Annotated in this window: 29 protein-coding genes; 5 read left to right on the forward strand and 24 right to left on the reverse strand. The window is 33.9% G+C overall.

The features are described 5' to 3' along the window. The 3 genes from ID741_RS19755 to ID741_RS19765 all read right to left on the reverse strand — a co-directional run. Positions 1 to 402 (reverse strand): hypothetical protein (locus ID741_RS19755; protein WP_438721368.1); only part of this gene is annotated, 402 nt, incomplete at its 3' end. Positions 403 to 440: 38 nt separating this feature from the next. Continuing rightward, the gene (locus ID741_RS19760) at positions 441 to 929 is read right to left on the reverse strand and encodes a hypothetical protein (protein WP_438721369.1); all 489 of its coding nucleotides are present in this window, start codon (positions 927 to 929) and stop codon (positions 441 to 443) included. 48 nt (positions 930 to 977) lie between these two features. Then, positions 978 to 1,250 (reverse strand): hypothetical protein, encoded by a 273-nt coding sequence (locus tag ID741_RS19765; RefSeq protein ID WP_438721370.1) that lies wholly within the window; start codon positions 1,248 to 1,250, stop codon positions 978 to 980. Positions 1,251 to 1,406: 156 nt separating this feature from the next. Between ID741_RS19765 and ID741_RS19770 the strand changes: the two genes are divergently transcribed. Both ID741_RS19770 and ID741_RS19775 read left to right on the forward strand, forming a co-directional pair. Then, entirely contained in the window at positions 1,407 to 1,775 is a 369-nt protein-coding gene (locus ID741_RS19770) for a DUF1801 domain-containing protein (protein ID WP_438721371.1), read from the forward strand. 123 nt (positions 1,776 to 1,898) lie between these two features. Next, a complete protein-coding gene (locus ID741_RS19775; RefSeq protein ID WP_438721372.1) occupies positions 1,899 to 2,519 on the forward strand; it encodes a Type 1 glutamine amidotransferase-like domain-containing protein in 621 nt (206 codons plus the stop codon). A gap of 78 nt (positions 2,520 to 2,597) precedes the next feature. Here ID741_RS19775 and ID741_RS19780 read toward each other — a convergent pair whose 3' ends face one another. The 6 genes from ID741_RS19780 to ID741_RS19805 all read right to left on the reverse strand — a co-directional run bounded on the left by ID741_RS19780 (position 2,598) and on the right by ID741_RS19805 (position 5,819). After that, positions 2,598 to 2,897, reverse strand: coding sequence for a hypothetical protein (locus ID741_RS19780; RefSeq protein WP_438721374.1), 300 nt, complete (start codon positions 2,895 to 2,897; stop codon positions 2,598 to 2,600). Positions 2,898 to 2,945: 48 nt separating this feature from the next. Next, entirely contained in the window at positions 2,946 to 3,236 is a 291-nt protein-coding gene (locus ID741_RS19785) for a hypothetical protein (RefSeq protein ID WP_438721375.1), read from the reverse strand. A gap of 37 nt (positions 3,237 to 3,273) precedes the next feature. Then, a complete protein-coding gene (locus ID741_RS19790; protein WP_438719271.1) occupies positions 3,274 to 3,744 on the reverse strand; it encodes a hypothetical protein in 471 nt (156 codons plus the stop codon). An 82-nt stretch (positions 3,745 to 3,826) separates the two neighbouring features. Further along, positions 3,827 to 4,186 (reverse strand): hypothetical protein, encoded by a 360-nt coding sequence (locus tag ID741_RS19795; RefSeq protein ID WP_438721376.1) that lies wholly within the window; start codon positions 4,184 to 4,186, stop codon positions 3,827 to 3,829. Positions 4,187 to 4,261: 75 nt separating this feature from the next. Further along, positions 4,262 to 5,611 carry a peptidoglycan DD-metalloendopeptidase family protein gene (locus ID741_RS19800; RefSeq protein WP_438721377.1) on the reverse strand — a complete coding sequence of 450 codons (1,350 nt, stop codon included), beginning with the start codon at positions 5,609 to 5,611 and terminating at the stop codon, positions 4,262 to 4,264. Then, the gene (locus ID741_RS19805; RefSeq protein WP_438721378.1) at positions 5,598 to 5,819 is read right to left on the reverse strand and encodes a helix-turn-helix domain-containing protein; all 222 of its coding nucleotides are present in this window, start codon (positions 5,817 to 5,819) and stop codon (positions 5,598 to 5,600) included. The genes ID741_RS19800 and ID741_RS19805 overlap by 14 nt, the downstream gene beginning before the upstream one ends. A 186-nt stretch (positions 5,820 to 6,005) precedes the next feature. Here ID741_RS19805 and ID741_RS19810 point away from each other — a divergent pair, with 186 nt between their 5' ends. After that, positions 6,006 to 6,308, forward strand: a complete 303-nt coding sequence (locus tag ID741_RS19810) for a hypothetical protein (protein WP_438721335.1) — start codon at positions 6,006 to 6,008, stop codon at positions 6,306 to 6,308. A gap of 109 nt (positions 6,309 to 6,417) precedes the next feature. On the opposite strand, the gene ID741_RS19815 is transcribed toward ID741_RS19810, so the two are convergent. The 9 genes from ID741_RS19815 to ID741_RS19855 all read right to left on the reverse strand — a co-directional run bounded on the left by ID741_RS19815 (position 6,418) and on the right by ID741_RS19855 (position 15,901). Then, entirely contained in the window at positions 6,418 to 7,395 is a 978-nt protein-coding gene (locus ID741_RS19815; RefSeq protein ID WP_438721336.1) for a sortase domain-containing protein, read from the reverse strand. A gap of 118 nt (positions 7,396 to 7,513) precedes the next feature. After that, a complete protein-coding gene (locus tag ID741_RS19820) occupies positions 7,514 to 10,162 on the reverse strand; it encodes a VaFE repeat-containing surface-anchored protein (protein WP_438721379.1) in 2,649 nt (882 codons plus the stop codon). Between the two features lie 87 nt (positions 10,163 to 10,249). Further along, positions 10,250 to 11,014 (reverse strand): hypothetical protein, encoded by a 765-nt coding sequence (locus ID741_RS19825; protein WP_438721380.1) that lies wholly within the window; start codon positions 11,012 to 11,014, stop codon positions 10,250 to 10,252. Positions 11,015 to 11,076: 62 nt separating this feature from the next. Beyond that, entirely contained in the window at positions 11,077 to 11,346 is a 270-nt protein-coding gene (locus tag ID741_RS19830; protein WP_438721292.1) for a type II toxin-antitoxin system RelE family toxin, read from the reverse strand. Further along, positions 11,336 to 11,569 (reverse strand): type II toxin-antitoxin system RelB family antitoxin, encoded by a 234-nt coding sequence (gene relB / locus ID741_RS19835; protein WP_438721381.1) that lies wholly within the window; start codon positions 11,567 to 11,569, stop codon positions 11,336 to 11,338. The genes ID741_RS19830 and relB overlap by 11 nt, the downstream gene beginning before the upstream one ends. Before the next feature lie 154 nt (positions 11,570 to 11,723). Beyond that, positions 11,724 to 12,899, reverse strand: coding sequence for a peptidoglycan amidohydrolase family protein (locus ID741_RS19840; RefSeq protein ID WP_438721382.1), 1,176 nt, complete (start codon positions 12,897 to 12,899; stop codon positions 11,724 to 11,726). A gap of 11 nt (positions 12,900 to 12,910) precedes the next feature. Next, a complete protein-coding gene (locus ID741_RS19845; RefSeq protein WP_438721383.1) occupies positions 12,911 to 13,048 on the reverse strand; it encodes a hypothetical protein in 138 nt (45 codons plus the stop codon). A gap of 601 nt (positions 13,049 to 13,649) precedes the next feature. Further along, positions 13,650 to 13,991, reverse strand: a complete 342-nt coding sequence (locus tag ID741_RS19850; protein ID WP_438721384.1) for a type IV conjugative transfer system protein TraE — start codon at positions 13,989 to 13,991, stop codon at positions 13,650 to 13,652. A gap of 878 nt (positions 13,992 to 14,869) precedes the next feature. Beyond that, entirely contained in the window at positions 14,870 to 15,901 is a 1,032-nt protein-coding gene (locus tag ID741_RS19855; RefSeq protein ID WP_438721385.1) for a replication initiator protein A, read from the reverse strand. Positions 15,902 to 16,369: 468 nt separating this feature from the next. Between ID741_RS19855 and ID741_RS19860 the strand changes: the two genes are divergently transcribed. Then, complete coding sequence (locus tag ID741_RS19860; protein WP_438721386.1) at positions 16,370 to 17,206, forward strand: AAA family ATPase; 837 nt, start codon at positions 16,370 to 16,372, stop codon at positions 17,204 to 17,206. Continuing rightward, positions 17,206 to 17,565: a DUF5388 domain-containing protein gene (locus ID741_RS19865; protein WP_438721387.1), complete on the forward strand. Its 360-nt coding sequence runs from the start codon at positions 17,206 to 17,208 to the stop codon at positions 17,563 to 17,565. Before ID741_RS19860 ends, ID741_RS19865 begins: the two co-directional genes overlap by 1 nt. Before the next feature lie 62 nt (positions 17,566 to 17,627). On the opposite strand, the gene ID741_RS19870 is transcribed toward ID741_RS19865, so the two are convergent. The 6 genes from ID741_RS19870 to ID741_RS19895 form a co-directional block, all read right to left on the reverse strand. Further along, complete coding sequence (locus tag ID741_RS19870) at positions 17,628 to 17,813, reverse strand: hypothetical protein (RefSeq protein WP_438721388.1); 186 nt, start codon at positions 17,811 to 17,813, stop codon at positions 17,628 to 17,630. Next, positions 17,813 to 18,163 (reverse strand): hypothetical protein, encoded by a 351-nt coding sequence (locus ID741_RS19875; protein ID WP_438721389.1) that lies wholly within the window; start codon positions 18,161 to 18,163, stop codon positions 17,813 to 17,815. The genes ID741_RS19870 and ID741_RS19875 overlap by 1 nt, the downstream gene beginning before the upstream one ends. Beyond that, the gene (locus ID741_RS19880) at positions 18,153 to 19,487 is read right to left on the reverse strand and encodes a Y-family DNA polymerase (protein ID WP_438721390.1); all 1,335 of its coding nucleotides are present in this window, start codon (positions 19,485 to 19,487) and stop codon (positions 18,153 to 18,155) included. Before ID741_RS19880 ends, ID741_RS19875 begins: the two co-directional genes overlap by 11 nt. Positions 19,488 to 19,652: 165 nt before the next feature. Next, on the reverse strand, positions 19,653 to 20,486 hold the full coding sequence (locus ID741_RS19885) for a hypothetical protein (RefSeq protein WP_438721391.1): 834 nt from the start codon (positions 20,484 to 20,486) through the stop codon (positions 19,653 to 19,655). Then, positions 20,486 to 21,118, reverse strand: a complete 633-nt coding sequence (locus ID741_RS19890) for a recombinase family protein (protein WP_438721392.1) — start codon at positions 21,116 to 21,118, stop codon at positions 20,486 to 20,488. Before ID741_RS19890 ends, ID741_RS19885 begins: the two co-directional genes overlap by 1 nt. A gap of 232 nt (positions 21,119 to 21,350) precedes the next feature. Continuing rightward, positions 21,351 to 21,626 (reverse strand): HU family DNA-binding protein, encoded by a 276-nt coding sequence (locus tag ID741_RS19895; RefSeq protein WP_438721393.1) that lies wholly within the window; start codon positions 21,624 to 21,626, stop codon positions 21,351 to 21,353. Positions 21,627 to 21,675 lie beyond the last annotated feature (49 nt).

Genomic DNA, 21,675 nt, shown 5'->3' on the forward strand with positions numbered 1-21,675 from the left:
ATCTTGATAGGCTTGTTGGTCGTCTTTCGTGTTATAAAATTTCATGATAAAAGACCGATTAAACACGTCAAAATTCCCACTATTTTCCGTATTTTTATTGACTGTTTCAATGATTTCATTTTGTTTTTGGACTTGTTGCTGGAGGTTTTTTAGCTGATTAGAGACCTCCACCTCTTTTAATAAGAAGGTGATACAACCCACCACCAACAACCCAATAAAGCCCCACACAATGACTGAGACTATTTTTTCTTTATAGAAACTGGCGATTTTCCCTTTCTTTTTAGGCTTCGCTTGTTTCTTTCCCTTCTTTTCTTTCTTTTTTTTCGGTGGCTCCTGTTCTTCCACTTCCTCTTGAACGTCTTGAATAGAAACCTTTTTTCTTGATTGAAAGTCCTTTGCCATTTGATCCTCCCTTCTTTTTGAGTAAAAAAAATACAAGCTTAATCGCTTGCGTCTTCTTCAATGATTATGATTTTTTCTATACCTTTTGAAACTTTAGGACTTGTTAGCTCGTCTAAATGCTTGTTTAATTTCTTCTGTTCTTCTTTTATCTGTAAAAGCCGTTCGTAAATACCTGAATTGTCAAATTTCATAAATGATTCGGTTTTTAAAAGAAATAAACTACCAGAGCCAACGGTACCTCCCAAAAAAATAATAGTTGTCACTATCCATTTTGTACTAGTGATGATTCCTATTAAAGAGACAATAAGTGTTGCCACTAAGAGTCCTAAAAAACAATAAAAACTTTCTTTATCCATATGATACCGATAATAAAATGATCGAACATATTCCTTTTTATCTAATGAATCTAATAGGATTTGTTCAGTTTTATTCAGTTCCTCTAGCTCTTTTTTACATTGCTTAATCTTCTCTTGGTACTCTTTTTCTAAAACTTCTTCTTGGAGCTTTTGGAATCTTGAATCATTCATAATATATCACTTCCTTTTTGGTACACTATATTTTCCTTTAAAAAGCAGTCAAAATATTAAGAACCTGCTAGAATCGGTAATGGAATGTTCTATTTCTTCAAAATTTAGATTCTGACTCCAGCTTGGGAAAAATCTGTAGGAAAAACTGTCTTGATAATTTACAAGAACTATTGCCCTTTTAATGTTTTCTTCGGTTGGCTCTTTTAGCAATTTTTCAATAGATTGATTCACTTCATGATAATGCCTTTCTAAACGTTTTACTTTTTTATCTAAAGAATCTAATAAATATCGTTCTGAATGATTTAGTTTTTTTAATTTCATTCCCTCACCTCTCTGTACGATTCCGCTAAATCCGTCGTTTACGGACTTATTCATCATTGATCTAAGTATCTCCAGTAGCTATAGACTCTTATACATCTATTACATTGGCGAAAAACTTTTTTTATATTATGATTGATTAAAAAGGTTGTGCTACTTATGCTATCAGTAAAACAATTCTATCCAGCTTACTCAGAATCTGTAATTTCAAGACTTGAAGAATTACAGAATTTAATTCGGTCTACTGCAAATGAACAGCGAAAAGATTTAATTGAAGAATCTAAATGGGGACAACTTTCAATTTCTTGTAAAAATAGTACGCCTATTCGGATCGATAAATTTTCAGACAGTGAAATTGCTCTATTTGTACATTGTCAAACTAATTTGATAGAAAAGTGGAGAGCATTATTTTCTACACAATTAAACTTTTCTGGTAATCGTGCAATTTTACTATCTCTTGATTCACCACTTCCAGAAAAGCAACTAAAGATGTGTATTGATATGGCGTTAAATTATCATTCCCATTAAAAATTTTATTAATCACAAATCTTGCAATTAATAATTATTTTTCCTATTAAATTTTTTTTGGGAAAATTCACGAAATATTTTAACAAATTTTTATTTTATGTTAGCTTTATATGAAAAACAGAGGTGACCATATTGAAAAATTTATTTCTATGCTCTTCATTTTCTGATGTTTCTAAAAAATTCGAAAATTACATTGAAAGGTTTCCCCTAGATAGAACTCTTACATTTATCCCTACTGCTTCTTTAGTTGAAGATGTTGATTTTTTTGTAAATGACGCTATACAAGTATTTGATGATCTCAATTTCAAAATTGACATTTTAGACATCAGTCGTGCTAGTACAAGCGACATCAAAAAAATAATTCAACACAATAACTTTATTTACTTATCAGGTGGAAATAGTTTCTTTTTACTAGAAAATCTCAAATCCTCAAATACGGACTTAGAAATAATTAAGCAAGTAAAAAATGGAAAAATCTATATAGGCGAATCGGCTGGTGCAATAGTAGCATCAAAAAACATTGAATATATTTCTTTGCTCGACGATAAGAACAAAGCCACTTTGCTTAATTCTTATGACGCACTAAATCTTTTACCTTATTATCCGTTACCTCATTACAAAGAGATTCCTTTTGAGAGAGAAACAACTAAAATTTTTGATGATTACAATAAAACTATTGATGTAATACCTCTTAGAAATGAAAATGTGTTAGTTGTTGATGAAATATCTTCAAAAATCTTCTAGAATATTATGATCTGATTGAAAACTATCTTTTTAGATAGTTTTTTCTGTAATTTGTTTCGATTATTGACTAATCAATTCCTAATCAGTAAATTTAGGTACACCTTGTTCAGAATAAAAAGCTTCAGACACGCAATAATCTTCAACAACTGCTTCAATATGCGCTTTAGCCTCATCAATATTCCTGAATTTCATTTCTTTTAGTTCGATTGCATGGTTTTCTATAAAGACACATTCGCCTGAATCATAGTTAATCAATTTTCCTAATGTGAACGTTTCACCTTCAAAATCTATAGTACAGATCATATTTTTAATGATATTAGCATTTCTGTCTTCCTTGGTATTCGTTCTCAATTTGTAATTTATATCAGGAAATTTCATTCAAAGCTCAGCTCCTCTCCAGTTGTCTGTAGTTTTTTCACTATCCGACTATACTAATGACCCATCTAAAGCTAAAATTGAAGGTTCATTCGATCTATCACTTTCAAGTATTTGTTTTTTTGCTTCTTCAATACCAATTGGGACTTTATGACTGTCTTCACCGCATGTGCTAGCTAACTTATTAATCACGGTGGTTCTTTCAAGACTTTCTATTGAGTCATGAAACTCTGTTTCATCTAAATCATCAGCTATGATTTTCTTGTAATATTCTAAGCATTCAACTTCATCATTTGCAGCGATAATTGCAAAATAAGGATAATTAATTTCAAAATATTTCATCTTTTTTACTCCTTCTCATTTTCGGTTAAATGTTTCGTTAACCGACTTCCCAATACGGTTTAATTTTGTAATATTTTCCGACTTCACGATTTAATGAACGAACCATGCTTTCTAATACTGTCGCTCTGGTACCTATTGAAACTTGTTGTTTCTTAGCTTTTTTCACGCTAGTTATTCCAACACTACTGTTTTTAAATACCAAAATACCTTGATAGTAATACTTCCATCCTAGTGAGTTATCCAACTGAATTAATTCCCACAAATCTTGTGTTACAACTAAATAGTTATAATCACCAATAAATGTTTGCTTAGCAGTGCTTTTTAGATCAGCCATAGTCACTTTAATTTCATAACAACGAATAGTATTATCAGTTGAATATGTCATAAAATCGACTCGTTCTTTTCCAAACCAGCCAATAGTTACTTCAAAGCAACCAAATACACTTTGTTTATTCGTGTAATTCCACAGGCACTTTTCAGCTTGTTTAGTCAAGTCTGTTTTAGCCAAATATTCACCTCACTTTCCGCAATATCTTCCGATTACCGAGTCAATCAAATTTTTAGCAAAATCTCACACCGTCTACAAACAACTATTTTCTTCTAATATTAAGATTCAAATATTCCTCAATACGTTCTCGGTGTATTTTCATTTCAGGTGAAACCGTCATTGAATAATAACCAACTCTTTGAATAGATTCTTCAACTGAAATTTCATCAAATACACGTCTTCCACTTTTGACTTTTACGACAAACTTTTTTCCTTTATGAAATAAGACTACTCTTTGGATATCTAACAAAAATTTAGCACTTACTTTCTTTTTTTCTTTCAATTCACTGTATTTTTCTGCTTTTATCCAAATATTTTTTAAGTAGTTTTTTTCATCATAAAAAAGCGACACTCTTCTTTTGTTATCTAATGGCAGAATTAATACTTTTGATTGTCCCCCCATTTCTTCGTCCCTTTCACAAAAAAAAGCTACCTAACAAAATCTTTGCTAGATAGCTTCTCTACTATTATTTTATTTTTAAAAAATGACACTGGCAGGATTAATCAACATTGACTGAGACAAACTTGCGTCTTTACAAATTTCTAAATGCAAATGTGCCCCTGTGCTGTTTCCTGTTGAACCAACATAACCAATGATTTGACCTTGTTCTACGTGATCCCCTGCTTTGACTGCATATTGTTGTTGGTGAGCGTATAAAGTGGTCATACCGTCGTCATGTTGTATCACAACATAGTTGCCCCATGAGTAATGGTACTCTGCTTTAATCACTGTTCCTGCTTTACTGGCATGGATTGGCTCACCTTGACTAGCAGCCATATCTAAACCTCGGTGGAACTCACCGCCACGATTACCAAATGGACTAGAAATTGTATAGTTATTAACTGGTACTGCGTAGCCAGTAGCGCTTACTGGTGCCCCTTGTACTTCTTTGTCGTACTCGGTTAGATCGTAAGTCTCAATTAAACCGTTTAGTTTTTGATTATATTGCGTATCAGTGGCGTATTTTCCTGTTAAAAATGCCGTTGCGTCTTGATAGGTTGGCGCATTGCTTTTCCAAACGCCTGAGTAAAACTCACTGTTTCCTGAAATGCCTTCTTTTAACAAGGTGGCATAGTCATTGAAACTATCTTCATAGTCTTCATAGACTCTAAAGCCTGCTTGGGTGCTATAAAGATTCCCATTCCCGAAATCTTCTTGGGTAGCCATAGAAACACTTTTACCATTATGGGTTCCTTTAATGCCGAACAAATTATAGTTAGGCGCTTGTGCTAAGGTGCTTTGTCCTGACGCTGATTCTAAGATTGCTTGAGAAATCATGACAGAAGCATATAAATCTTTTTCTTGTCCGATTTTTCTTGCGGACTCGCCAATTTTACGAATAAAACTATCTACTGACTCATCTTTTTCAAAATGGACGCTGCCGTCATTTGTGACTGTGGCAGATGGTACATATTGCGTTAGATCGTTAGTAGCTGGTTGATTCACCGTAGTTTCTGGTGTTGGTGTTTCTTGCGGTTGTTGTGGTGCTTCTGGTGCAGTGTTAGGAGTTTCCTGTTTTGGCTCCTCACTACTAGGTGTTGTTTGACTGCTAGAGGTAGTGGTATCCTCTGACGGCTTGGTACTTGGTACCGTTGAGCTTTCACTACTACTTGGCGGTGTACTGCTTTCTGTGCTACTAGACGAACTAGTAGAACTTTCACTACTCGTAGTGGTTTCAAAACTGTTTTCAGTAGTTGCTTTATCTTTTTCTACCTGCTCTGTTGAATCTTTCGCCTCATGTTCTTCTGCAAAAACATTCAAAGGTACTGACATGAATGTCTGTGCTGAAATCAAAAGCGCTGATAAAATCTTACTAAATTTTTTCAAATGATTTTTCTTCCTTTCTATCTGTTCGTAAATCATCCACTGTCACATCTAGTGCGTCAGCAATTTTACAAGCAAATTCAAAACTTGGCTTTTTGATTCTTCCCAATTTCAAATCTGATATTGTTCCAGTTGCAATATTCATCTTTTTTGCTAGTTTATATTGAGTCATATTTCTTTCATTCAATATTTTTTGTATCTGTTCCCACATAATTATCCAAACTTTCTTAATGTTTTTTTAATAATAAATTCATTGAAAAATCGTTTTACACGGAGGTAGTGAATATATTAAGAAGATAAACCATGTTATAATATAATAAAAGTGAGAGATGTTTATTACACTTGCTCTAACAAGTGCAACTCACATCTCTCACAAAAAAAGGAGGTGAATAAAATTATGTCCAACTTTCATTTGGTAAATCCAAACACTTTTGATAACCTTGGTTTCCTAGAAAGAACCACTGTAGGGGCAACTGCACTATTTATAACAGCTATCCTGTTCTTAGTTGGATTTTTCCTTCTAAAAAATGTAGGCATTCCTTTTTTTAATAGCTATTACGGAATGTCAGATGTCGTTAGGTTTGGTTTCGGAGTTACGTCCACCATTGCAGGTTTTGTTATGCTAGTAATGTTTATCAACTTTATTGCTGTACTCATTATTTCTGCTTTGGTAGCATTTTTTGTAATCTATAATCTTTAATCAAACATTCCGACCTTTTCATTTATGAAGAGGTCGGTTTTATTGTACCACTTTTCTATATTTCATGTACTTAAAATAAACATAATATTTTTGGCCTATACTTCAATAACTAACCCCACGTACGTTTCAATAGAACGTGACTAAAAATGATTAGAAAAATAAATATCCAAAAATAGCCAATCATTAGTGGAATAAACCAATGCCCGTCATTCATCAGTTGGAAGCAAACAATACAAAAGCGCTGAAATCCATTGTATCGTGATTCCTTGCCCTCTTTGAACTGATTCTTTTTATTATTACTGTTTTTTAAATTGCTGTTTGGATGTTGATTATCCGTTGTTTCAGTTGTGGCATTTGATCCTGTATCAACTTTTTTGTACAATCCCAATGCTTCTTTTACTTCGGGCGTGGCTTCTTCAGCTGGATAAGACTTGCCATATTCACCCTGCACCACTGCTCGATTAGGCGTATTCATTCCACCTTCACAACGTATAAAAGTAATTTTTGCTTTTTCTTCTTCATTTGGTAGGTCTAAGACTTCACCATTGGCTTGATTAACGACTTCGTTTTTTGTTGCAAAATATTCATAAACATTTGTAAAATCGGTGGCATAAATAACTCCGGATAATTGTGTGTTAGAAATCCGTCCTAAAGCGCCTCCGCCTTCTACAAGGTTATGGGCCAACAAAACGTAGTTCCTTTTGCCTAAAGCTTGGTCGGGATAATAAGTACCAACGCCCACCATTAGATTTTGATTACTCATTCCTGCCAATATTTTAGTTCTTATATTTGCACTGGGAATGTAAATGGCACCAATCCCCCACTGATTAACAATTTTTTCATAGTTCAGTTGTGCCTTAGCATACTCACTAGGTGACACTGGTTTAATTGAATCCGGGTCAAAATTGGCTTGATCGTTTAATTCTTCTGTTGCTTTTTTTGTTTCCTTTTTTGGTTGTATTTGGTGCGTCATGCTTATGTCGTTATCTGTTGTTTTCAACAAAGAGTAACCGTAAAAACAAAGACCTGCAAAGACTAGCCCCACAATAAACCACAAAATAGGTAATATTCTTAAAAATTTTTTCACGTATTCCTCCCAATTGAAAACTAGAATGAGACACAAGAAAAAAGACACATGATAGACACTAGGCGCCTTTACAGGCACCTAGAGAGAAAGTTTGGTTCTTTGTTTATAGCCTTCCCGCTTATTCTTTTACTTCTTTTTTGCGGTTAAGATATAATACAGTTGCAATTGCTCCAACAATTGCAAGCATTACGACAGCAGCTAAAACTTTTTGCATATCGCTTAATGATCCCCATGTTTGAGGGATAGATTTAGTTGGTGTTGTTGGTTTAACAGGCGTTTCAGGGACATTGACAGTTAATTGTTGTTTCACTTCGTCAATGTTCTTTTCGCTTGTTAGGTCTGTACCTTTAGAAGACAGTCCTTCAAAAGCAACGATTACTTTACCTGCTGCTTGTGACAAGTCAATTTCGAATGGTACGTCAACGTAACCCTCTAATAAAGTTACTTCTTCCAATTTAGAAAATTCAGTAGCAGTGTCATTTTCTTCTTTAGCGGCTGTATCGTCGGTTTCGGTTGCGTCTTTGTCAGTTGTATCAGTTGCTTTAGCTTCAACTTTTGAACCAGAATTAGCAGTCTCTTTGTCTGCTTTACCTGTGTCTTTTTCAGTGTCTGCCTTGTCGTTAGTTTCTTTAGCAGCTGTATAGTAATCTTTTGCAAGAATTTTAGAAGTGACTTCTCCATCTTTACCAGCTACAATATCTAGTGTTCCAGTTACTTCTTTACCCATTGGGTCAGTAAATGGTTTTTCAGTTTCTTTATCCATGATAGATAAATCAAATGTATAAGGCTGACCAGAAATTAAGTTTTCATAATACACACGGTCATATCCTTTTGTATTAGCCAATGGATCTGGATTTTTAATCGCATTATTATTGTTGTCAAATGCGAAAAATTCAGTATGGATTTTAGGCTCTACAAATTGAATAGCTTCTGCTTCATTTTTTAAATCATTATGATTTGCAGCATTTTCCCATTCCTCAGTTGATGGGTTGTAGTATGCTAATTCATTAGTAAATACACCTTTTTTACCATTCATACCTTCTGCATTGAAATCGTAATAAACATTATGAACAAATTTTGCTTGTTTAGCAGTAAATTCTTCTGTTTTCTTCAATGATTCTTCGCCTAACTGTTTACCAGTGCCAAATTCAACAAAATCAGTTGTTAAGCGTAATTTAGCATTTTCAGGCAACTGTTGACCGTCAATCATGACTTCATCGCGTAATTTTTGATCTTTTAAAGGATTTACAAATTGCGCACCGTCAACGTTACTTGCTTGTGAATCTAAAGCAACTTTAACTGTTGGGTTTTTCACCACAAGTTCATTTCCGCCATCTTTAATAACGATTGAACCTTTAGAAGTTGCTGGATCAATATAATGTCCTGCGATTGTTTCGATTTCTTCGTAATCAATTTTTGTTCCTTCTTGATAAACCGGTGTTTCAAAATTACCGTTTGCGTCAGTTGTGTAAACTTTTGTTGCTTGTTTTGTACCATCTGGCAAAGTAGGCGTAATGTTGAATTTTGCGCCAGCAATCGCTTTGCCGTTCTCATCAGTTTTCTTTAAAGTGAGTTTCCCTTCTTTAATCAAATTGATTTTTACTGATGTTTCTGTAGAAGAAGGATCCATTTTACCACCTGTGGTTACTGTTTGTGCATTAGGTGCTGACCAAATCAATGCAGTAGGAGCTAATGGAGATTTTTTTGATAGCTTAATTACTCCGCTTTTATTTGATTTGTCACTAATCTTAATATTTAGTTTGTTTCCATCTTTAGTTACAGTTGCACCAGTAGTATTAGATGTTACATCCATACTCGAAATACTGCCATTGGTATCATCTAATGTTACAGTATCACCAATACGAGCATTAATAGTCTCCCCATTAAACGAAGCAGGTCTGTACCATTGTTGCATTTTAGATTCGACATCTGCTTGATAAGCTTTGAATCCTTCTAAATTACCAATTCCGCCAACTTCTGTAACGTCCCAACCTAAACGAGACCAGACTAATAACTGAGTGTATCCAGAAGCGACATCATCGGACGCGTCTTGTGCACCAAAATTTAATATATCATTGATATTTTTATAGGTGGTATTAGAAATATCCATTGGCTTAGATGTGTAATCCATTCCATTTCCAAATAAAACATTTGGGTCGATACAATAAGCATATTGTGATCCTATATAATGATGATTCATAATCGGGTAGCGAGAAGTTGTCCCATGACCTGTAAGCACGTAATTCATATTGAATGAATTTGAGCTGGCAATTTCACGAGTCATTGCTTTCATTTTGAAAGGAATATTTACTTCGTCGCCATTGTCATTTTTCATAGTGACAGACGCACCAGCTGGCTGATACTCACCGAAAATAGCCAATCCTAGTTGTTCAATTTCTTCATTGTTTAAACCAGCTGTATTGTATTTAGCTGTCCCTTCACGGTCTGCTAATTGTTGAATTTGATCTGACGTAAGAGCTTGGTTACCAATGCGTTCTACTGGTTGAACCTCTACGATCGTTTCTTCCGTTGTGACTTCCTTCTCAACATTATTATCAATTTGAGATTTAGATTCCTCCTTTTCCTTTTTAGTTTTGTTCTCCTCTTTTGAAGAACTATCAGCGCTTGAATCCTTTACAGTTTCAGTCGTTGATAGTGTAGTTGCTTCCGCTAAAGAAGCCACTGGTGCTACAAAGGTACTTGCCCCAACTGACACTAACATTGCAATAGTCGCCAGTTTGGTTCTTAAAATTCTACCTTTTTTCATTGTGTTTCCTCCATTTCCTATATTTTTATATATAAAAAAGCACCTAGAGTTTTTTTCTCTAAGTGCTTTAAAATATCTTTTATTTTTTTATAAATAGTCCACATAAAAATCAATTGTATACCAATATTCACCATTCGACATTTTCACTTGTCGAGAAGCGTATGCATATCCCTTAGGTACATCATTTTCTGGCTCGTGAACCGCAAACCATGCGTAGTAATAATCAGAATTAGGATCATTGTGAATCTCTTCTGCTTTTTCTCCAGCAACTTTTAAATCTTTTTCTAATATACCACTATTGCCAATGGGATCAACTGGTGTCGGCGTTACCGGCTTTTCTGGTTCTACTGGTTTTTCATCAGTACCACTGTAGAAGCCTACACCTTCATACTTCCAACCTTTACGGACTAAGTAATCACATTCGTTACCATCAGTTGTAAAATGGTGTGTCCCTGTTCTAGCATTGGGGTTGTACATACGGAATACTTCTGTTTTTCCTCCTGAATACCATGCTACCCCTTCATAGCGCCAACCTTTGATTTTCAAGTTGTCTCGTTCACTAGCACTTAATGTGTAGTGGTGATCTGCTGTGTTGGGATTTAACATACGATAAACTGGTTCACCAGAACTTGGTACCGCCCATGCTGTCCCTTCGTCTCTCCAACCAAATTGCGAAATATACGGAATTTCAATCGTATTTGTCGTAAATAGATGTTCCCCTGACGTCGGGTTGTATGCACGGTACAATGTTGTTGCCTCTGTTTCTTGTGGATTGGTACTGGCAAATACTCCCACTGCCAATACCGCTCCTATACCTAAAACAACGTTTCCTAATACTGTTCTTGCTTTCATTTTTTTTCTCCTTCTAGCTGAATCCCCAATTTTTGCTTAATTGTTGGAAGATTTGCTGAACTTTATTTCTTATATGCAGTACTTCTGTGCCCTATAGCAAACACTTGTATCAGAATATTAGTATCATCTATATTAGCCAAAATTCTATAATTTCCTATACGATACCGCCATTCTCCACTTCTGTTACCTACCAAACCTTTTCCATGTTGTCTGGGATCAGTTGTTCCTTCTAAATTTTTCCTAATCCAAGCAACAATGATCCTAGCCTGATACCTGTCCATTTTTTTTAACTGTTTTTGTGCCTGTGGCATATATACAACATTATACTTCACTTAATAGTTGCTCCATCTCACTTTGAGATATACCAACTTCTTTTTTTTCCTTACTCAACTTCATTTCAGCTTTTAAGGTCTTTAAATCAATTTCGTTCTCAATTTTTTCAAGTACCGCATTCCTGTAAAGTTCAGAGATAGAAGAATTATGTGCTTTAGCATATTCGCTTACGAGCTCTTTTTCATCTCCGGGAATTCTAAATGTAACTGTTGTTTGTGACATTTCGCTGCCTCCCTTCTATTAGCGTAATAACATTGTACTACAAATAAAATCGTTTGTATATACAATGTTAATACTTTTTTTAGAAGTTCCGCACCTTTTATTATTTAAGCGCTTTTTAGCTTATATTATAATAAAATTTCATTTTAAAATGAAATTATTTTAAGCGATACCACTTTGTCGGTGTAGGGCCTGTCCGCCCTTCAATCTGTGTTTCACTTATGCCATTATCAGCTCCATTACAATGAACAATTGTAGTATTACTGGAAGCAATGCCTGTATGACCTGCTGCACCGTTTGAATTGCCTTGATCACCTGAAATAAAAATGTCTCCCTTACGAACTTCACTTCTTGAAATTTCAGTAAGGACGCTACCATTTAACCATGATAATGTACTGGTATTCCCTAGTGTTGTCCCTAGTGGTAAATAGCCTGCTTCAATTAATGCTGAATACACGGCACTTGAACAGTCATATTGTTTAGGACCATTTCTTTGAGGAATCAACATGCTGTAAGTAATACCAATATCTTGCCGAACATAAAACCAATCAACTAATTTATCTAATTTGCTCCTTGAACCAACACTAAACCATGCAATACTTTCACTCTTCCAACCAGAATCCATCAGCCATTTTCGCTCTGAGGTATTCGTCGTATAGTAATGTGAGCCAATTCCTTTAGCATTAGGATTTAATAACCGATAAACAGCAGCCCCATCATAAGGCGCATACCATGAAGTACCTTCATCTTTCCAACCTGCTTTTACTAAACCATTTTTTTCTGAGCTTGAAGTCGTGTAATGGTGTTCGCCAGTATTGGGATTGTACACACGATATACGGCATTTCCAGAGGAGGAACCATACATCGTCACTCCTTCATCTTTCCAACCTGCTTTAACCAGTCCGTCTTTTTCAGCCTTACTTTGAGTAAAGAAGTGCTCCCCGCTATTTGGATTGTAAGCTTGATAGATTGGTAATTGGTCTACCGCTCTTGACTGGTAAGTCTTCGCTTCTTGTTCTTGTTGGAACTGCTCGCTAGGTTGAATAATGTTTCCGCCGTTTGCATTTGCGATTTCGTCTTCGCTAGGCTGTGGATTTTCACCTTCTGTGATGGGTACGTCAGACACATTAGAATCAGACACACTGTCTATGGTGCTTTCTACTGTGGCTACAGCTGAATCTTGTGTTTGTGTGGAACTTATTTCGTCTGCCTGTGAGACACTACCTAGACCTAATAGACCGACAAATACGGTTGCTGCTACAAGCCAACGCTTCCCTGACTTATATAACTTGAATCGTTTTTTTACTTCACCTAATCTGAACTTTTTTCTCATTCCTGTTCCTCCTAATGGTTAAATGGATACCCTGCTTTATGTTCAAAAGTTGCTAGTAACAGCTTTGCTTGTCTCTCTGTTCCATGAGTCAATGATTCAAAACGAACGCCACCATCAACTCCTAAAACTTGTACAACCCAATCCCTCATTGGCTATTTCACCCCTTTGCAAGAAATCTTTTGTTGCTAAATAAAACGTGTTTTCTCTTTTTTCGTTTGTTGAAAACTGTAAATCATACATAAATAATTTCACCTAGTTTTTGGCGTCCGTAACTAGTACCCTAAGGAACAACGGTAAATGCTCGATTGTTTTCACAATGTCATGGCAAGTGCTCCAATGTATCTGCGACACACGACATGAACCCTCTTTCCTGTTTCTAGGATTCTATGCGTTTCCTCATTACTGGAAACCCGATCAAATAATTTCATTGATTGTGCGTAAGCCTTTGCCCCCTTAGTAGTCGCGTTGTTTAGGCAAGGCGCTATGAATTGCTTTGAGAATCGTTTTCCTTGGTGTTTACCACTTACTTTTATTGCAAGTGTTCATTGTCGAAAAGTCCTGGATAGTTGCGTTTGCTAAAGGAACCGAAATCCCTTTCCAAAGACGAATACTGCCTGAAATCAATACTGATTATTTTATGCTGTACGTCGTCTAAGCCTACTCCTATTCAATTCTTTACTCTCCAAGTGCCACAATTTCGCCACAAATTTTTCAAGCAAACGAAAAAAGAGAAAATAATTTTTTGATTCTTTATTTTGTTCTGATGTACTTAGTAAACCCTTTACCAGTAAGTAACAATGGCTTACCTAGTCCATTTCTTCTAGCAATCAATACCCCATTGCTATCGTAAACATGTTTTATATTTGGATATAATTCCCTTAAAGAGACGGTTTTAACCACTTCTTCATGTTTTTTACCCTTTATGAAATGACTTTGCACCTTATCACCATTTCTGCCATTCACTGTGTAACGAGCACATTTGATATTCTTATAAGGCTCTTTTGCATTTTTGTTAGCATAATAGCTTTTTTCAAAAACGATTAATCTACTAGCAAAACGGCTAATATCAGCAATCCCAATTTGTTTTCGCATACCAACACCCTTTTTCCTTTCATTAGAAATTTAAAAATGACCATTATGATTGCTTTCATACCAAGCTTAATCCACACTATATCGAACATACGTTCTTTTTGTCAAGTGAATTACATAACTGTCAAGCGAAAAGTTTTATCAATCGGTGCGAGTTTATTAAAAATTTTGACTGACAAAACTTCTCTCTCGAAAAATATAATCGCTTATGCTAGACATGAATTTTATTCCATGACCACAAAAAGAGGCTGACACATTATCGTGTCAGCCTCCTAACTTTGTCACATCTTATTCTGCTTATCTAAAAAATCATAAATTTTGCCTTTGAAACTTTCTGATTTCTTACAAGAACCTCTAAAGAAATATCTAAAAAAAGTATTCTAAAGCCTGTAAATATGATATTATTTAGACTGTTGCAGAGCAATCTGTAACAAAGCGGAGCGTAACCCGATATGTGTGTATCGGCACTTGCTACTTCTATGATCCATTCAAGGATTGGCGTCCTTGTTTGGTAGAGGTAGTAAGGGCTCTGCTATTTATGGTAAACAAGTTACGTCCACCACAAGCGATTATATTTGCAATACAAAAACTATTTTAGTTTTCGTATTTCAGTCGTTTACTTGCCACAAGAATACCACACAAAATATTTTTTGCAAACAATAAATTTCATTTTCACCGAGGAAACCGATTTATAATATCGTTTTTCTCATTTTTTTTGTGTAAAACAGACTATTCTTACCAACAAATAATATACCAACAACCCAACAATCGCTTTCCATCATTATTTTATCATAGCATTAACGCTTATACAACAATGATAATAAACGAAAATCATTTGTTTTAAACGTTATTTAAAGTACGTTTATTAATTATTTTTTAATCTATAACCAACTGTCTATACTTACATCTGGCAAGGATTCTTTGTTTTGATCTTGTTGAATAAGAGCTATTGGTTTTTCAATAAACCAATTACGTACATAAACAAAAATGAGGTTTTGGATATCCTTTACTTTTTCTGTTTTATTTTTCTGATAAGCCTTTAGCAACGTTTGATAAAGTTCAGTTTCTGCAGCAACTCCTTGTTGTTCTAGTTCCTCAAAAACAATCGTGATTCCAGTTTGTTCTTGTGCTTTATATTTGGCATTATGGATCGTTTTTACTGTTTGCCTTGCAACTTCATAGCTTGGCGAGAAAGTCGCAATGAGTTGCAAAACTTTGTCAGGAATAAAAGTAGGTACTTGAGACGTATGGCAAGAGGCAACAAAATTATCAAGAAAAATTTGATTTTGTAATTCGTCTTTGTCAGTGTCTTTTAAGTGTCTATTAGTGTCTTGGTTATTATATTTATATACATTTTCTGCCATTTTGGCACGTCCGCTATTATCAAGGGTTTCAGCCGTTTTTGATGTTTTTTTATTTTCTTGTATGGTTGTTGTATCAGGTTTTTGGGCATTTTCGACACTCTTAGACCGACCTGCCATTTTGGCATGTCCGCTATTATCAAGGGTTTCAGCGTTTCTATTCATTAAATAAACGTCTCGATCAGTGACTTCTAGCTCTGCTAAATACAAACGATTAGGCTTGTTCTTTCCTGAAGTTTTATCAAATCCCATTTTTACTTGCATTAACAAATTTGCTTCTTCAAGTTCACTTTTTACCCTAGCGACTTTCCGTTCGCTGCAATTCATTAGTATTGCTAAATAGCTTGAAGTCATTTCAAAATATATATAGCCATTTTCATCAACAAGATTTTGATGAATGGCACTTGTCAGTTCATTTTTTAAAAGCATGTATGCGAGTTTTGCACCATCGCTTAAAGTTTTATATTTATCACCATAAATAAAAACTTTGGGATATTGAAAATAGATATCGTTATAGATTCTTTGGTTACTAAAATATTTAAATTGATTCATAGTGTACCTCCTTGCTATTTATCTTTTTCATTGACAGCATCTTCAAGAAAGAAGTTTAGCTGATTATAAGAGAAATTCAAATAGTTATAAAATTATTGTAGTAAGATATACAAATAGTAAAATATACAAATAGTAAAAAAGTGAAAGTCATATTTTTTTTTGTAGTAAAATAGTAAGATATACAAATAGTATAATATACAAAAAAAAATTGATACATTGAAAAAAGTATCAAACAGGCTTTTCTGTCATGTTTTTCAAATACTTTTTGTAGTAAAATAGTAGAATATACAAATAGTATTTAATGCAAATAGTAGAATATACAAATAGTAGAATATACAAATAGTAGAATATACAAATAGTAAGTTTAGCAAATATTTGTTGTAGTAAGAAAATATTTATGGTAAAATATTTTTGTAGTAAAAAATGATTAATAGAAATTTTTCAATATATATGGAAAGAAGGATAATTATGGTAAAAAAAATCGTTTTTGGTAATTTTAAAGGTGGAGTAGGTAAAACTACAAATTCAGTAATGTTTTCTTATGAACTAGCAAAACAGGGTATTAAAGTCCTTTTATGTGACCTTGACCCACAAGCTAACTCGACACAATTATTGAATAGAACTTATACCAAACAGCATAAATCAACTCTTGATTTCCAAAAAACAATGATGGTTGCTGTGCAAGATGGAGATTTGAGACCTGCTATTGTTGAAATGATGGAGAATTTATTTTTATTACCATCACATGTTGACTTTATTAATTATCCAGATTTTTTAGAATTAAAATTTCCTTTAGGAACGGAAAACTATAAAGAAGCACGAATTGCATATTTTCAACAATTATTAAAGGAAGTAGAAGATGATTATGATTTAATAATTATTGATTGCCCACCAACAATCTCTAAATTTACTGATTCAGCGATCTATAGCTCTGATTACATTATCATTGTATTGCAAACTCAGCAACGTTCTTTAGATGGTGCAGGTGCATTTTGGGAATATGCTCAGACATTCTATGACAATTACCCTTCAACTGATTTTGATATTGCGGGCATATTACCAGTATTAATGAAAAATGACTCTGCTATTGATAATCAAATTATTTCTGACGCAATTGAATTGTTTGGAACGGACAATGTATTTGATCATATTGTAAAACACAGTGACCGTCTTAAAAGATACGATAGAGAAGGCATTTCTGATAAAGATTTTACTGACAAATGGGATTATCATGATACTAAACTGCACACTCTCTACACAGAAATTGCTGACGAATTATTATCCAAAATAGGGGGCCTTAGTTAATGGTTAAAGAGTTCAAAAGAGACCCAAGCCGTAGAGAAGTAAAAGAAACACCTATGTCTCAACCAACTAATACATTTAGTCTCACAGAATTTGAGAAAGTCCAACAAACAAATCATGAAGAAAGTAAAATAAAAGTTGGAAGACCAAGAAAAAATAAAGTGTATGGAACAATACGAATACAAAAATATAACGTTAATAGAATCAATGCTTTACAAAATACACTTGATTATGAAACACAAGATGATTTAGTAGCAGCACTATTAGATAGATTAGAAAACTCAATTGAATCAGAGCAAAGGACGATGTTTGACATGTATATGCGCACATATGAAGCAAAAAGTCGTAAAAAAGAAAAATGAAATAAAAAAACCAAGGAAATGTCTTGTTCCTTGGTTTTTTTATTATTATCATATTTAGAATATTATATCGAATTAAAAGATAAGTGTAAGAAGTATTCTGTATCAGTTGCTTCTGCTGTAGCCCACAGGTAATAAGTTAAGGCTTCTTCGCCTTCAGCAATCAATAGCTGCTGTCCAGAACCCCATAGTAATTCTGTAAATTCTTCAAAACTAATTAATCCAAATTCATATTGTCTAATAATGTTCATCAGGATAGGGAACTCCATTTCTTGAATGAAATGATCTCAATATTTCTAATCTCGTCATAATTCACTTTCTGATTGCCGACAAAAATTCCTAATTCATCATAGCCGTTAATCTTACCTGAAATATCATCAGGGTAGTTACCATTCAAATCTCGTTCTTCCTTCTGAATTGCAACCTCTAAGTTGCTACGTGCTGCTTCTGTTAGGATAGTCCCGATTTCGTCACTATCCATCTGCATTTTTCGAGGATTTACTTTCTTAGATTCTTTCTCTTTATCTAATCTTTCTGTATGATCTGACAAATAGAATCCATTGTATTTTATGACGCCTCGATCTTGATATTCAATTGTCATTATCTAAACCTCCATGACCGCCTGCGTGCCCTCCGACAACGTTTGCTCGCTTCACACTTCTTGCATTTTCCAAAGCAGAAGAAGCATGAATAATCGCTTCAAAACCATATTTTTGACGTATTTTATCAATCACTAAATCTAAATTTTCATGATTGATTTGTTCTTGTGGGTCTTCAAATAAATTTAGCTGTAACACATCCGTCCAAACTAATTTTTTATAGGTAATTCCCACGTTCCTTACGGCATATCCAGTGTAATGCTTTCTAAAAAGGTAAAGGCATTGCTCTTGTAGCTCTTTGGTATTATCTGTGGCTGGTATGGCTAATTGTCTTGAAAATCCTTTCTCTTCCTCGTAAAAAGAAGGACGGATACTTACGTGAATACATTGTGTTTTACATTTGTGTTTTCGTATTCTGATAGCCACTTGTTCTGCCATTTCTTTTATGATTAACTCTATTTCTTCTTTTCGTACATAGTCTTTAGGTAGCACTTGAGAATTGCCATAACTTTTTTCCTGAGTAGGAGGGGGAGGTACGGCAATATCTGTTCTATCTACACCATTAGCGTGATAATAATATTGCAAACCCAATATTCCTAGTCGCGATTTCAGCGCCCAGGGATCAGCATGAGCCAACTCTTTTATGGTGGTAATACCCATATCTCTAAAGCGTAGCTTCATTTTTTTTCCGATACCCCAAAAATCAGTCATGTTTTTAATGCCCCAAACTTTGGTAGGGACATCTTCATAATTCCATTCAGCAATAAATCCATCATTATGTTTTGCTTCATTGTCTAGTGCTAACTTTGCAAGCAAGGGATTGTCGCCAATTCCTACAGTGCAAACTAAACCAGTTTGTTTCTTCACTTCAGACTGTATGATTTTAGCAAGCTGTCGGCGCTTCTGACTACGTGTCAGCTGTCTGTCTGTAAATAGGTTAAGAGACTGCTCTACCTTCAAAATCGACTCGTCAACGCTGTAAATCAGTAAGTCTTCATCTGCAACATAATCACGAAAAATATTATTAATTTCAAGATTACGTTTGATATACAAGTTCATTCTAGGCGGTGCCAAAATTAAATCTTTAGGCAAAGGGTAGGGAAGATCATTAAAACGAGACACATTTGATATTCCCATAGTTGCTTTAGCTACTGGGGAAGAAGCTAAAATCAATCCATTACCACCTACGTTGTCAGCCGTAGACAACACGACTAAATTAGTGGTTAATGGATCAAGCCCACGATCCACACATTCAACAGAGCTATAAAATGATTTAATATCAATTAAAAAATAATCTGATAGAGGTTCTTTATTGTAATCTATCATAAAGGTCACTCCTTCATTGAGATTATACCGAACATAAGTTCGGTTTGCAAATATCTAGAAAAACAAAAAAGCTCTGAAACGAAAAATCATCTCAAAGCAATTCTTTCGGTTATTTAAGAACAATCAATACCTAAAACATGTAATTGTTCAGTTGATATAAACTAATTATTGGCTCTTTAGTATATTATAGTTTTTTTCGATATTATCTAACTCTTTTAAAAAAATATCAACGTTGCTTGATAATTCGTCTGGTATATCTTGTACTTTGGGATAAGGTTTTTTAATACCGTTTTTAATAACAAAACTTAGGCAGGTTAATTCTTCTGATACAGCAGTAAGCATTTGCTCTCCGCTTTCAGTATTATATAAAATAAATGTGAATACTTCTATTTCCTGATTAGTCTTATCCATATACTGCCTTACAATGTTGTTTTGATGTTGATCTTTGAGTTCTAAATTTGTGTCTTGAGTAAGATAACTGCGATTTTCTATTGTTATAGGAAAAAGTAAAAGGTTTTTTGAATTAGAATTATTAAATAGTTGATTCGTTAATTCAAGTTTATTTAAATAAATATCTTGGTTGTCTGAAGGATATATATTAGTCATAATTTTATATAGAATATTAATATCTATTGAATTTTTATTGTAATAGAATAAATTATAAATTTTAATATTAGTAATGATTGAATTTGAAGTTTTTGCAGTTAAAAATTTTATACTATCTTCTAGTTTATTAGCCTTTCTCCAAAAAGGACGTACTTGTAAAATAAACTTTTTTGTTTCTTTTTCATCATTCTCTTCTAATTGTAATGTGATCATGGAAAACCCTAAATAGGATACGGACAATGTAATAAAAAAACCTATTAAATCTGGTACCAATTTTAAGAGTGCATCATTTTCTAGCATCTTTTTATTAACCAAAAAAAATGTAATTGTAATACTGATTAATGAAGCAAGAATTAGAAATTTATAAATGCAACCTATATTTTTCCTTTTCATTAGATATTCTCCCTATTGTTTCTATCCCTAATCGAATAAACTGTTTTCCTTGGTAATTTCAATTCCCTTGCGATCGTTGCAACCGTAAATCCTCTTGATAACATATCAATAGCTTTATCGTAAACGAGTTTATCAGCGCCTATTGCGTCCGCGTGGTACTTGAGCGGACGTCCTTTATAAATACCTCTTTCTTTTGCTAAAACTATTCCTTGTTCCTGGCGTTCCTTAATTTTTGTCCGTTCAGTTTCTGCAACATAACTGAAGACTTCAATTACTAAATTTGATAGCAGCTCTCGTAAAGTTGGATCAGTGACACCTGCAAAAGAGGGGAGATCCAAAATTTCAATATTGGCACCTTTGTTTTTGATTTGTTGCAACAAGTCTTTAATATCTTTGCTATTTCTTCCTAATCGATCCAAGCTTGTGACTAAAAAAGTGTCTCGCTCTCTTAAATAATCTAAAGCTCTTAATAATTCGACTCTATTTTTTACATCTTTACCTGAAACTTTTTCATTGAAATAAATTAAGTCGCCTTCAGCAACATTTTTATCTTTTTGCCATTCCGCAATTAATTCTTGTTGTCTATCTAAATTTTGATCAGCACTGGAAACTCGTAAATAAGCAACAAACATAAAATCACTTCTCCTTTAGAATAAAATCATAAAATTATCCTTAAATAAAAAACTATTTAATATACAACCCAAAAGTAACACTGTTTGACTCAAAAGGAAAGCCGGTAAAATAAGATTCTTTGAAAAATAAAAAGCGTTACCTGTGGGTATGCTGGAAATATTCAGTGAAAAAAAACCTTTTTTACATGCAATAAAAAAACTCTCGTCTAAAAACGAGAGTCTACAAGTAACTTTAATTTACAGCATCTTTTAGTGGTACCCCTGCTTTAAATGCAGGTACTTTACTTTCAGGAATTGTAATTTCGTCTCCTGTTTGCGGATTTCGTCCTTTACGTTCTGCACGAGTTCTTACTTCAAAATTACCAAAACCAATGATTTGAACCTTTTCCTCTTGTGATAGTGATTCTTCAATAGCTGTTAATAATTCATTTAAAGCAGCCAGTGAGTCTTTTTTAGTTAATCCTGTTTTATCGGCTACATTAGAAGCTAATTTGTCTTTATTCATCATTTTATTTCCCCTTTACAAAATACGTATGTTTCCCTTATTTTATTGATTG

The organism is Enterococcus sp. AZ103 (assembly GCF_051714685.1).
GTDB classification, from domain to species: Bacteria; Bacillota; Bacilli; order Lactobacillales; family Enterococcaceae; genus Enterococcus_A; species Enterococcus_A alishanensis.